The following is an 11,927-nucleotide window of genomic DNA, read 5'->3' on the forward strand; positions in this document are numbered from 1 at the left end:
GATCGGCACCACGAAGCGCATCCGCCGGCCTGCGCGCTCCATGGCCTCGAACTGGCCGGACCACTCCAGGCGGTACCCGGGCGGCAGCTTGAGCTCGCGCTCCAGCATCGCCCGCGCGTCCCGCACGTAGCTTCCCACGTCGCGGCCGCGCACGTCCACGTAGACGATGTTGTTCAGGTACGCGTTCTCCGACTTGATCAGCGTGGAGCCCGGAACCACGCCGAGGGAGGCCAGCTCGCCGAGCGAAACTTGCGCGCCGGACGGGGTGGCGACCAGCGTAGCGGCGATCTTCTCCGGCGTGTCCCTGAGCTCCCGGGGATAGCGGACCAGCACCGAATACCGCTCCCGCCCTTCGATGACCTGCCCGGCAGGCATGCCGCCCACGGCCGCCATCATCGCCATCTGCACCTGGTCCACGGTCATCCCGTAGCGGGCGGCCGCGGCGCGGTCCACTCGGATGTCCAGGTAGCGCCCGCCGACGGCGCGCTCCGAGAAGACCGAGTTCGTCCCCTCCACCATCGGCAGGTGGCCCTCGATCTCCTTGCCGATCCGGTCCAGCTCGGACAGGTCTGGTCCGAAGATCTTGATCCCCACCGGGGTCTTGATCCCCGTGGCCAGCATGTCGAGCCGGTTCTTGATCGGCATCGACCACATGTTCGCCACGCCCGGGGTTCTGACCGTGCGGTTTAGCTCGGACACGATGGAATCGTAGTCCACCCCCGGCCGCCACTCGGACTCCGGCTTCAGGATCACCGTGGTCTCGATCATGGACATCGGCGCCATGTCCGTCGCGGTCTCCGCCCGCCCGATCTTCCCCAGCACCGTCTCCACTTCGGGAACAGCGGCCATGGCCCGGTCCCGCGAGGCGAGGATCTGGCGGGCCTGGGCCGTGCCGACGCCGGGGAAGAGCGAGGGCATGTCCATGACGCTTCCCTCGTTCAGGGGCGGCATGAACTCGCTGCCCAGCCGCGACCACGGAAACACGCTCACGGCCAGCACGGCGAAGGCGCCCGCGATGGTCGCCCACCGGTGCCGGAGGACCCACTCGATGACGGGGCGGTAGGTGCGGATCAGGAAGCGGTTGACCGGGTTCGCCGCCTCGGGCTTCACGCCGCCGCGGATGAACAGCCCCATCATCACGGGGACGAGCGTGATGGAGAGGAGTGCCGCCGCGGCCATGGACAGCGTCTTGGTCCAGGCGAGGGGTTTGAAGAGCCTTCCCTCCTGCGCCTCCAGCGCGAACACGGGGATGAACGAGAGCGTGATGATGAGCAGCGAGGTGAAGAGCGCCGGGCCCACCTCCTGCGCGGACTCCACCACGAGCTCGCGGTGCGAGAGCGGCCGCCCCTCGCGGTCGTTCCTCTCCATGTGCTTGTGGAGGTTCTCCACCATCACGATCGCGGCGTCGATCATGGCGCCGATCGCGATCGCGATCCCGCCCAGCGACATGATGTTGGCGTTCAGGCCGATCACGCGCATGGCCAGAAACGCCATCAGGATGCCGATCGGCAGCGTGAGGATTGCGACGAGCGCGCTCTGGGCGTGCAGCAGGAAGAGGATCGTGACCAGAGCCACGATGATGGACTCCTCCACCAGCTTTTCCCGGAGCGTGGCGATGGCCCGCCGGATGAGCCCGGAGCGGTCGTAGCCGGTCACGAACGTGACCCCGGCCGGGAGCGCCGCCTCCACCTCGGCCATCTTGGCCCGGACGCCCTCGATCACGGCGAGCGGGTTCTCGCCGTAGCGCATCACCACGAACCCCGTTACGACCTCACCCTTGCCGTTAAGGTCCGAGATCCCGCGGCGGATCTCCGGGCCGACCTGCACGTTCGCCACGTCGCCGACCGTGATCGGAACGCCGCCGGGGCCTGCGCCGAGCGCCACGGAACGGATGTCCTGCAGGCCGGCGAAGCGGCCGCGGCCACGGACGACGTACTCCGTGCCGCCCATCTCCAGCACGCGGCCGCCCACGTCCTGGTTGGAGGCTTGGACGGCATCCACCACGGCGGACAGGGGGATGCCGTAGGCCAGCAGCTTCGCCGGGTCCGCCTCGACCTGGTACTGCCGCTCGAACCCTCCGAACGACGCGATCTCCGCCACGCCCGGCACGGCGGTGAGCGCCGGGCGCACGGTCCAGTCCTGGAGCGAGCGGAGCTGCGCCAGGTTGAGCGTCCCGCTGGTGTCGGCCAGGATGTACTGCATCACCCAGCCGACGCCGGTGGCGTCTGGGCCGAGCATCGGCATCGCACCCTCCGGCAGCCGGTCCCGCACCCCGTTCAGGTACTCCAGCACGCGGCTCCGGGCCCAGTACAGGTCCACACCGTCCTCGAACACCACGTACACGGCCGAGAGGCCGAACTGGCTCATCCCGCGTACGAACTTGGTCCCGGGTACCTTCAGCAGCTCGGTCGAGAGCGGGTAGGTGACCTGGTCCTCCACCAGCTCAGGGGCCTGGCCGGCCCACTCCGTCATCACGATCACCTGCACGTCCGACAGGTCCGGGATGGCGTCCACCGGTGTACGGAGCATGGCCCACAGGCCGGCCAGCGCCACCATCGCCGTTCCCAGGAGCACGGCGAGGCGGTGCCCGACGGACCATTCAATGATTCGCTTCAGCATGGCGGGCTCACCTCCGCTCCGGGGGCATCTGCATCCCCTTCATGTCGGCGCCCTTGGACTCCACCCCCTCCATCCCTTCCATGCCCTCCATCCCCTCCATTCCGCCTGAGCCGCCCATGCCGATCATGCTCCGCATGGTCTCCGCTAAGTTGGACTCGGAATCCAGGAGGAACTGCGCGGACGTGACCACCCGCTGGCCCGGCTCCACGCCAGCGAGGATCTCGGTATGCTCGCCGGCGGTGCGTCCCGTCTGCACCTCCTGCGGGGCAAGCTGCCCCCCACCCAGGTCCACGAAGACGAGGGTGCGCTCGCCGGTGCGAACCACGGCAGACGACGGCACGGTGAGCGCACTGCGCACGGGTGCCAAGAGCCGCACCGTGGCGTACATCCCGGGCTTCAACCGTCCCTCGGGATTGGGAATGGAGATCCTCGCCTTGAGGGCGCGAGCCTCGGGCTGGAGGGTGGGGTACACGTACTCGACCGTGCCCGCGAGCGGACGCCCCGGAAAGGCCGCGAGCTCGACGGTCGCCGGAGAGCCTTCGCGGACCGCGCCGGCGTCCGCCTCGCGGAGCTCCGCCTCCACCCAGACTTCGCTCAGGTCGGCGATCGTGTACAGCGTCTGCCCGGCCTCGACCGCCTGGCCTCGAACGACGGGTTTCTCGACCACGACGCCCGAGACCGGAGAGAAGAGCGTGAGCGTGCGGCGGACGCGGCCCGTGCGACGCACCTGCTCGATCTGCGCTTCGGAGATGTCCCACAGCCGCAGCCGGCGCTCGGCGGCGGCCACCAGGTCGGGCGAACCGCCCGGGACGCCGGGGACGGAGCTCTCCCCGAGGGTCCGCTGCAGCCGCGCCGCGAGCAGCAGCTCCTCCTGCGCGGCGACCAGGTCGGGGGAGTAGATCTCCAGCAGAGGCTCGCCGCGGCGCACGGGCCGGCCTGTGAAGTCCACGTACAGCCGCTCCGCGACCCCGTCGACCTTGGGCGCGACCTGTGCGATCCGGGTTTCGTCGAACGCCACGGTTCCGACGGTCCGTACCTCGTCCTCCAGCGTTCTTTGCTCGGCGAAACCGAAGGTGATCCCGAACTCCTGGATCTGTGCCGCCGTGAGGTGCACGGAGCCATCCGAAGGCATGTCCATTCCTTCCATGCCTTGCATCCCTTCCATCCCCTTCATCTGCCCAGCCCGCGCCTGGCCGCGCGGCGGCTCCTCCCCTCCGCCGTCCAAGGCCAGGACGAAGACGGCGACGACGGCCAGCGCGAGCACCCCCGCGGCGACCGCCACCCGAAGGCGCGCCGGGGTGTTCCGCCAGCGCTCGCCCGCTCGATTCCACCCGCTCATGGGATGACCTCCCGACCAATGACGCGCTCCATCTCCGCGAGCCGCTGCGCGAAGTCGGAGAGGAGCCGGTGATATTCGGTCTCGTAGTTGAAGAGCGTTGCCTGCGCGTCGAGCAGCGCGAGCAGATCAACGCGCCCCACCTGATAGCCCGCTGTGGCGGACTCGAGCGATGCCCGGGCCTGCGGGATCACGGAGCCGACGTACAGCGCGAGCTGCGTGCGATCGCGCTCGATCTCCGAGTACAGCCGCGCGACCTCCAGCCGCACGCGGTTCCGCGCCTCGTGCCGCGCCGCCTCCGCGGCCGCGAACTCCGCCTGTGCCTCTGCCACCCCGAGGTCCTGCCGCCGGCGGCGGTTGAGCGGGAGCGGAACGGCCACGGTGGCGGACACCATGTCCGGCATCCCGTCTCGCTGGCCGTATTGCAGCGAGACGTCCACGTCGGGCCGCACCTCCAGCCGGGCGAGGTCCACCCGTGCCGCGGCAGCCTGTAGCATCGCCTCCTGCTCGGCCAGCTCAGGGCTGTTCGCCACCGCCAGTTCCTCGAGCGTGAGCAGCGGCGGCAGCGGCGAACCCGCCGCACGAGCTCCAAGGGCGGGCGAGACGAAGCGCACCGCGCCTGGGGACGCGGGCACGGCAAGGCGCGCGACCCGCTCCGGCATACGCACGGGCGGCACGGGCACCTCGCTATAGCGGTCCAGCAGCTCGTTCAGGCGTGCCTGCGCGGCACGGCGTTGCTCGACAAGCGCCGCAGCCTGCTCGGCCAGCATCGCGGCTTCGACGCGTGCCTTCAGCACGTCCTGCTGAGTGCCGGTGCCGACGCCGTAGCGCGACTCGGTAATCCGGATGAAGTCGGCCAGCAGTTCCTGGTTACGAGCCAGGATCTCCAGGGCCTGGTCCAGGTAGGCGAGCTCATAGAAGACGTCCCTGACGCGCTGGGCCAGCGCCAGGCGGACGGTCCGGGCCCGGGCCTCGGCGCCGGCGGCCTCGGCGTCCGCCACGCCGCGGCGAAGGCGTGTCCTCCCCGGGTACGGGATGGTCTGCGAGACGCCCACCATCTTCATGGTCATCTCATCCGCAAAACCGGGGTCAGTGACGGGCAGGTTCTGGATTCCCGCCATCAGCATCGGGTCGGGCCAGGTACCGGCGGGGATCACGCGCGCCCGCGCCGCCCGCACGCGCTCGTCGGCGGCGCGCACGGACGGGTGCGCCGCGAGGGCGCGGGCGACCAGCGCCTCGAGGGTGGTGGTGTCCTGCGTACCCTTGGCGGGGGGCCGCGCGGGCATGGGCGTGCCCGGCGGCTCTTGCGCAGGCGCGGAACGCGCACCCGCGCATAGCAGCAGGACGCCAACAAAAAGAGATCGCAATGCAGTAGCTCTCTCCCGGAGCCATGCCGGACGCGCACGCGGGTGCGCCCGGAGCATGGCGCTCCAGGTCAGGGTTCGTCGAGACGTTGTCGCAAGGGAACCTGGCCGGGACGAGCGCCCGGCGAGAGCTACGCCTTCGGGGGGTGGAACGGAGGCGCGGAGAAGAGAAGCGGCGGCGCGGAGTCCATGCGGGGGGTCAGGACCTCCCGCTCGCCAGCCAAGCTCGGCTGGTCGGCCGCACGCGCCGGCAGTGAGGCCGGGACGCACGTGCCCGCGCTCCCGAGCGCCACCAGCGGGCAGTGCGGCTCGTCGGAGTCCGGCTTCGACTGCCGGGAATCAGGCGCCTCGCTGCGTTCGGGGGATGCGCACCCGGCATGGGGGTCCGCCGGAGAGTCGGGATCGGCCGTGGAGGCAGGCGCCTCGGCCTGGGAGGAACCGCTGCCCATCTCCGGCGAGCACACGCTGGCCCACAGCGACTCGGTCATGGAGACCAGAAGCGTAAGCAGCGCAACGAGCGCAAGCAGTGAGCGGGAGCGGTGTTTCATCACTCGTAAAACTATCGTCCGGCTGTACGGCAGGCAACCCGGATGCAGGCAGTCCTCATGCACTTCTCATTCGGGACGATCCGAGACGGCGGGGCGGACAAACAGAAGCTGGACGCGAGGCTCCCGCACAACGGCGGCTCGCAAGGTCCGACAGGGGGACGGACCTCACGCCTTAACTTCCAATCGCCAGCCTCGGCGGTCGCCTGATTGCCTAAAAGGCTCGTCTGGCACGCAGGCAGTGCGGCGACGCTCGTCTCAGGTGCCGCGCGGCATGCGTCCCGCCGTCTCTCGCCGGAGCCGGTTTCGCACGGGTCGGGACGTCAGCGCGAACAGCACAAAGCCGGAGAGGACGGTCACCAGGCCGAGGACGGAAAAGGCCCGCAGGAGCAGGTTGTTGAAGTTGTCCCGCCCCTGGTAGTCCATCGTGTGGAGCATCCACAGGAAGTCGAAGGTGCGCCACTTCCCGTTGCGGATGCGGACGACGGTGCCCAGCTCGGCCGCGACGTACGCGGTCGCGCCCGAGGGATGGTCGAACGAAACCGCCCACGCCGGCAGCGGCTGCTCGCGGTACTCGTGGTGGCGGCCGACGTCGTCGGCGGTCAGGTATTCCACCTGTTTCACAGGCGCGCGGTGCGCGAACTCGGCCTGCGCGGCACGGATGGCGTCGTCCCTGCCGAGAGCCGGGCGAAGGGAGCCCGTGGCGGCGTCCGCAAGGCGGACCTTCCGCGCGGTTCGCGCGGCATCGTGCGTGTAGTACACGACGCGGTACGCCGGCCTGCCCAGCACGCGCACCAGCTCCACTGAAACGAGGGAGTCGACGGGCTCGGCCGCCCGGATGCTGGCCAGGACCGCCGTCGGAGCCGCGAGCGGGACATCGCCGCGAAGCAGCGGCTGTTTCGCGTGCAGCGGGTCTCCATGGACCTCATCCAGGTCGGTCCAGCTGAAGTAGAGCCCGCCGACGGTCCAGAGGATGAACTGGATCCCGATGAACAATCCCAGCCACCGGTGAATCCGCCGGACCTGGTACGTCGAACTGCGCTTTCCGTTCGCCATTTCGATCGAGAGGAAGATCAGGGTCTGGGGCGCGCCGGCTCCTCGCGCCGGCGCGCCCGGGCAGAGGAGTGGAGAGGAGCTTCAGCCGGTCGCGAACGTGGAGCCGTAACGCTCCTGCAGCAGCTCCGAGATGACGTGGAGCACCGACTGCACGGCGTCCGGACGCGAGGCGATCCATCCGGCCCGCGCCATCCGCCGCCGTTCCTCCGGATGCTCCAGCAGGCGATCCACGAGCGCTGCCACCGCGGCCACGGTCGTGCGCTCAACCGGCAGGAAAACGGCGGCACCGGCCGCTTCGAGATCCCGACCGAGCACGGCGATGTGCGGCCCGATGGGCGTGTCCGGGAGAGAGATACAGACGGATGCCACGCCCCGGGCACACAGCTCCAGCAGCGTCGTTTCGCCCGCCGCGGTCACCGCGACTTCGCAGGCCGGGAACACAGAGAGGAGATCATCGAAGAAGGGCCGCGCGACGACGCCTTCCGCCCCGCCCGCGCCCGGCGGGGGATGAGCCCCATGCTGCACGACGAACTGCACCTCGGGATGGCGTGCGCGCACCAGCCGCATCACGTCCGCCATGAGACGCGCGGTTGCCGTCGAGCCGGCGCTGTAGCCGATCAACCCCACCACCGGGCGGACCGGGTCGAGGCCGAGCCGCTCGCGCGCCACCGTTTTCGATGCGTGGGCGAACGCCTCCGGCCGGAGCGGGGTGCCGGTGAGCCGGAGCCGGTGCCGGAGGTACGCGGGAAAACGCGTTAGATCCTGTTCGCGGGCGATGCACGTCCGGTCTACCACGCGCGCGAGCAGGTGGTTCGAGCGCCGGAGGGCGTAGTGCGGAACGGTGATGGTGGGATAGCCGCCGAGCGCGGCGGCAAGCACGGGGGCGAAGGAAGCTCGTCCCCCGGTGCCGATCACCAGGTGCGGCCGCAGGCGCTCGAGCACCCGGCGGCTCTCGTGCATCGCCGACACCGTGGACGCCGCCAGGGATGCAGCGTGGCGGAGCAGGTCGATTCCGGAGAACTCGCGGTTGCCTCCGATCACCGTCCCCACGGGCTCCACCGGGTAGCCGCGGCGCTCAATCCAGTCGCGGAATCGCGCGTTGCGGGGCAGGGTTACGGCGGCCTCGAGCGTATAGCGCTGCGCGAGCACGTCCAGCAGCACCGCGGCATGGCTCAGGTGGCCCACGCTGTCCCCTGACGCGGCCAGTACCCGGAGCACGGGACGCGCCCCGGCCTGCGTGAAAGGCGCCGGAGTAGGGTCTGGAACGGCCCGGCCCCGCGTGCTCAGCGCCGCGCGCGGGAAGACCAGTGGATGGCGGAGATCCGCCATCCCTGGGCAGTCCGGACGAGCACCATCAGCTCGGCCCCGGCGGAGTTGATCGCGCGGCCGCGGAACTCACCCTGCGTGGTGCTGGTGGAGGTCGCCCACGCGGCGTCCCCGTGGACGCGCACACGGACGGGTCCGCGGTCACTCCGCACGGCGCGCGCGAACTCAATGTCGCCGGGGAGGTGATGCCCGCGGTACTCGGCCCGGGTTTCCACGCCGCCGCTCTCCTGGATCACCGCATCCTCTGCGAGGAGCGACAGGGCCGTGGCGCTGTCACCGGATTCGAGCGCGCGGTGGAAGCGGTGTACGACCTCGGCGACCGCAGCCGAGTCGCCCGGCTGCCGCCCCGCCGGCGCCGACGCCGCCGGAGTGCCGAGTACGCGCGGGCCGGGCGTGCCGCCGGCCGGGGTGGCGGCCGCCGGGCCCACGCCGAAGACCATCGAGGCCCAGTGCGCGTCCCAATCGGCTCCCGAGCCCTGCTCTGCGGGGACGATGTGGAGCGTGCGCACGTTCCAGAGCCCCGCGGCGGCCACCTCGAAGCGCGCTACCCCCTGCGCATCCGTCGTCGCGGTCGCCTCCCGGGCCTGCGCCGCCGCCTGCTCGTCGCTCACACCCGGCCCCGCCGGGACCCCGCTCGCATGGACGCGGACGCCGGCCAGCGGCCGTCCCGCCAGCAGGAGGCGGACCGCGAACGAGCCGCCTGGCCGAAGGGCGGCCGGATCGGAGAGCGGCACGAACTCGAGCGGGTGCCCGGCCGACCGGTCGTATACGCGGGGCCCGCCCTGGCCCACCTCAACCAGTGCCTTGGCGTACTTGGTGTAGCGGCGGGTGACGCTGTCGGTCGGGAGCCGGCCCTCGCTCCGGTACCGCTCCACCAGCTCCGGCACGCCCTCGAGTTCGAGGTAGCGCCGGAAGCTCTCTGCGGACTCCCGCACGCTTCGCGGGCGCGTGGTCACCGCGACCACCGCCTGGCCGGCAGCGGCCGGCCGGTAGCTGAGCCTCAGCGAGCGCTCGTGTACGGACAGGTCCCGGATGGGCGTCGTCCCCCCGGCTTCGATCACTCGCGCGTCGGCCACGCGCTCGGGCGGCACGGCGGACTCGCTGGTGGGGAAGCGGCTGCTCGTCTGCCCGCGCACGACCACGTCGGCACCGGGCGCAACGATGAAGGCGTTGGGCACCAGCCAGAAGTCGTGCGCGTCCAGAGCGCTCGCGGTCACGAGGAACACGGCGCCGGCCGCGAGCGTGGCCAGGGAGCGCCGGCGGGCGGGCGGAACGATACGGGGCATGGAGGCTCTCGTGGGGCAGGGGTCGGCGCGTCGGCGGCGCCGTGTCGGGCAGCGGGATGTGCCCGGCGAATTTACGTTACGTAAAGCGGCGCGCGATGGCAAGCAGCCCCACCACGGCGCAACGGTCGAGACCGGGCCTGCAGGCGGCGGTGCCGTGCTGGAGAGGGGAAGCCTTCCCAAGGCGCGAATCTGCGGCTTCAGATCCGTTTCCTAGTTGCGGGCTCGCCGCGGCCGGCTCGTGGCCGGCGTAGGCACCCGGGGGCTCGCGGTACGCGAAGAGAATCCCGGCCGCGACCAGCAGCGTCACTCCCCACGCGTACCGGAGGAATCCCGCGCGAGGGCCTTTGAGAACCTCGGCGGCGCGCAGCAGCGCCGTAGCGATGAACGCCGCCGCGAGCAGCCGGTGGACCAGGACGGCGCGCGCTACCGCCTCGCCGGTGCCGTGCTGGGTATGCAGCAGGAACGCGGCGCCGACCCCTGCCACGGCAAGGGGCCACACAAAGGCCCAGCGCTTGCCCGGCAGGCCCCCGCTCCGGTGCAGGATCTCCGCGACGCCGCCGAGGGTCACCAGGGCAGCGATGGCCAGGTGCTGGCGCTGCTGGGCGTCCCCGAAGACGAAGACCCACTGCGCACGCGCGTGCTCCCAACCGTGGTGCGGCGCGAGCAGGGCCGCCAGCAGGAACAGGCCGGCCAGGCACACGGCGCCCGGCCAGAGCAGACGGTTTCGGATGCGCCGTCCCGCTTCACCGAGGACCAGGAGCGCCGTCACCCCGACGATCAGCCCCTCGACCTGATGGACGAGGTCGGAAATGGCCCGCATCTCCTCCGCGGTGTGAAACGGGGGAACCTGCACGGCAGCCTCCGGTCAATGCTCAGGCGGAACGGCTCTCGCGCCCGCGATCAAGCGTGGTGGGATGCTTCGTCGGCAGCCTCGCGGCACCACCTCTCGCACGATGTCGATCTCGCACGATGTTGATCTCGGACGCCCTTCGGCGGGCTCTCGATCCTGTATGAGTCAGGCCGCCCGCAACAGCCGCGTGCACGCCTCCTCACACCGCCGGCACGCTTCGGCGCAGACGCGGCAGTGCTCCATCCCCATCCCTTCGGCGTGGCGCGCGCACTCGTCGCCACACGCCTTGCACGCCACGGCGCATGACTGGAGCTGCGCCCGAATGACGCCGGGGTCCGCCTCGGTCTGGCGCGAGAGCACCCGGCCGGTTGCGTCGCAGACGTCTGCGCAGTCCAGGTTCAGGCGGATGCACCGGACGAGGTGCTCCACATGGGCCTGCTCGCCCAGGCACGCATCGGCGCACGAGGTGCAAGCCTGCGCGCACGCGAAGCACTCCTGGATGCATTCGGCGAGTGCGCTCGGGTCCGTTCCGCTCTGGCGCGGGTGGGTGGCGAGCATCTGCTGGACGTGGTTCATCGTCGGCCTCCGATCGGGCAGGACGGGGCGTCGAGCGCCCGCCCGTGGAGCCTCGCGGCCTTGGCCGCGGGGCGTGAAAAGGAGGTTCGGCCGTGCCGCAAGACGCCTGCCATGGCTTTACGCAGCATAAAGGAGAGTTGATGATGATCCTTGCCTGCGCTCCCGTTCCGGTCCGGCCGTACGCGGGACGCGACGTGGGCCGCACGTCCGCAGGTATGTTTTATGCTTGCTAAAGGCCCGGCTGGCCGACACGTGTCGTTCGGCAATCCAAGCACCTACTGACAGGGATGGATGGGATGGCAATGTCTCGCGCTGCCCGCTGGGGCAGTCCTCTCGCGCTCACGCTCGTCCTCGCCTCGGCAGCCTGCGGCGGCTCTGATGACGCCTCGGACCAGGCCGCGGCGGGCGGCGATACCGCCGCCACGGCCGTCGCCCAGCCCGAAACGCCACCCGCGGACGCCGGGACCGCCCAGGGCAGTCCTGACCAGCAGTTCCTGCGGGAGATGACGAACCACCACGAAGGCATGAAGCGCATGGCCGCCGAGGCCACGCAAAAGGGGAGCGCGGAGATCAAGACCGCAGCGGCCGAGATGTCGCAGAAGCAGACGGCGGAGCAGCAGGAGATGCTGTCGATGCTGCAGAGCGAGGGCATTTCCCATCAGCCCACGATTCTCCCCAGTAACCAGGCGATGGTCGACAGCCTGACGCAGAAGCCGGCAGGGGCCGACTTCGACATGGCGTTCCACATGCAGGTGATCGCCCATCACCGTGAGGGAATCGCGATGATCGACCGGATGCTGCCGCAGCTTACGAACCCGCAGGTGCGGACGATGGCGGAGCGGATGAAGGCCGATCAGCAGAGGGACATCCAGGAGCACGAAGGGAAGATGCAGCACTGAGCCGCCCGGTCGGGCTCGAATCCACGCGCGGCCCCTGCCGGGTTGCGGCAGGGGCCGTCGTCTTCAGCTC

The 11,927-nt window shown here is 70.7% G+C and carries 9 protein-coding genes; 1 reads left to right on the forward strand and 8 read right to left on the reverse strand.

The window, feature by feature from the left end; translation table 11 throughout:
- The 8 genes from VFZ20_RS26440 to VFZ20_RS26475 all read right to left on the reverse strand — a co-directional run.
- A partial coding sequence (locus tag VFZ20_RS26440) for a CusA/CzcA family heavy metal efflux RND transporter (protein WP_329686967.1) occupies positions 1-2,619 on the reverse strand: 2,619 nt, incomplete at its 3' end.
- A gap of 7 nt (positions 2,620-2,626) precedes the next feature.
- Positions 2,627-3,958: an efflux RND transporter periplasmic adaptor subunit gene (locus VFZ20_RS26445; protein WP_329686968.1), complete on the reverse strand. Its 1,332-nt coding sequence runs from the start codon at positions 3,956-3,958 to the stop codon at positions 2,627-2,629.
- Positions 3,955-5,241 (reverse strand): TolC family protein, encoded by a 1,287-nt coding sequence (locus VFZ20_RS26450; RefSeq protein ID WP_329686969.1) that lies wholly within the window; start codon positions 5,239-5,241, stop codon positions 3,955-3,957. The genes VFZ20_RS26445 and VFZ20_RS26450 overlap by 4 nt, the downstream gene beginning before the upstream one ends.
- 881 nt (positions 5,242-6,122) lie before the next feature.
- Positions 6,123-6,920, reverse strand: a complete 798-nt coding sequence (locus VFZ20_RS26455) for a PepSY domain-containing protein (protein ID WP_329686970.1) — start codon at positions 6,918-6,920, stop codon at positions 6,123-6,125.
- A gap of 81 nt (positions 6,921-7,001) precedes the next feature.
- Positions 7,002-8,105, reverse strand: coding sequence for a UDP-N-acetylglucosamine--N-acetylmuramyl-(pentapeptide) pyrophosphoryl-undecaprenol N-acetylglucosamine transferase (locus tag VFZ20_RS26460; protein WP_329686971.1), 1,104 nt, complete (start codon positions 8,103-8,105; stop codon positions 7,002-7,004).
- A 98-nt stretch (positions 8,106-8,203) separates the two neighbouring features.
- Entirely contained in the window at positions 8,204-9,532 is a 1,329-nt protein-coding gene (locus VFZ20_RS26465) for a DUF4198 domain-containing protein (RefSeq protein ID WP_329686972.1), read from the reverse strand.
- A gap of 76 nt (positions 9,533-9,608) precedes the next feature.
- On the reverse strand, positions 9,609-10,385 hold the full coding sequence (locus tag VFZ20_RS26470; RefSeq protein WP_329686973.1) for a hypothetical protein: 777 nt from the start codon (positions 10,383-10,385) through the stop codon (positions 9,609-9,611).
- Between the two features lie 162 nt (positions 10,386-10,547).
- Positions 10,548-10,958: a four-helix bundle copper-binding protein gene (locus VFZ20_RS26475; protein WP_329686974.1), complete on the reverse strand. Its 411-nt coding sequence runs from the start codon at positions 10,956-10,958 to the stop codon at positions 10,548-10,550.
- Between the two features lie 296 nt (positions 10,959-11,254).
- On the opposite strand from VFZ20_RS26475, the gene VFZ20_RS26480 reads away from it, so the two are divergent.
- A complete protein-coding gene (locus VFZ20_RS26480) occupies positions 11,255-11,857 on the forward strand; it encodes a DUF305 domain-containing protein (RefSeq protein ID WP_329686975.1) in 603 nt (200 codons plus the stop codon).
- The last annotated feature ends 70 nt before the right edge of the window (positions 11,858-11,927 follow it).

The sequence above is a fragment of the Longimicrobium sp. genome (assembly GCF_036280135.1).
GTDB lineage: Bacteria > Gemmatimonadota > Gemmatimonadetes > Longimicrobiales > Longimicrobiaceae > Longimicrobium.

Bases quoted from the DNA above. Each gene is read 5' to 3' on its own strand.
- VFZ20_RS26475 (WP_329686974.1), bottom strand. From the start codon at position 10,958: ATGAACCACGTCCAGCAGATGCTCGCCACCCACCCGCGCCAGAGCGGA.
- VFZ20_RS26455 (WP_329686970.1), bottom strand. From the start codon at position 6,920: ATGGCGAACGGAAAGCGCAGTTCGACGTACCAGGTCCGGCGGATTCAC.
- VFZ20_RS26480 (WP_329686975.1), top strand. From the start codon at position 11,255: ATGGCAATGTCTCGCGCTGCCCGCTGGGGCAGTCCTCTCGCGCTCACG.
- VFZ20_RS26445 (WP_329686968.1), bottom strand. From the start codon at position 3,958: ATGAGCGGGTGGAATCGAGCGGGCGAGCGCTGGCGGAACACCCCGGCG.
- VFZ20_RS26450 (WP_329686969.1), bottom strand. From the start codon at position 5,241: ATGCCCGCGCGGCCCCCCGCCAAGGGTACGCAGGACACCACCACCCTC.
- VFZ20_RS26465 (WP_329686972.1), bottom strand. From the start codon at position 9,532: ATGCCCCGTATCGTTCCGCCCGCCCGCCGGCGCTCCCTGGCCACGCTC.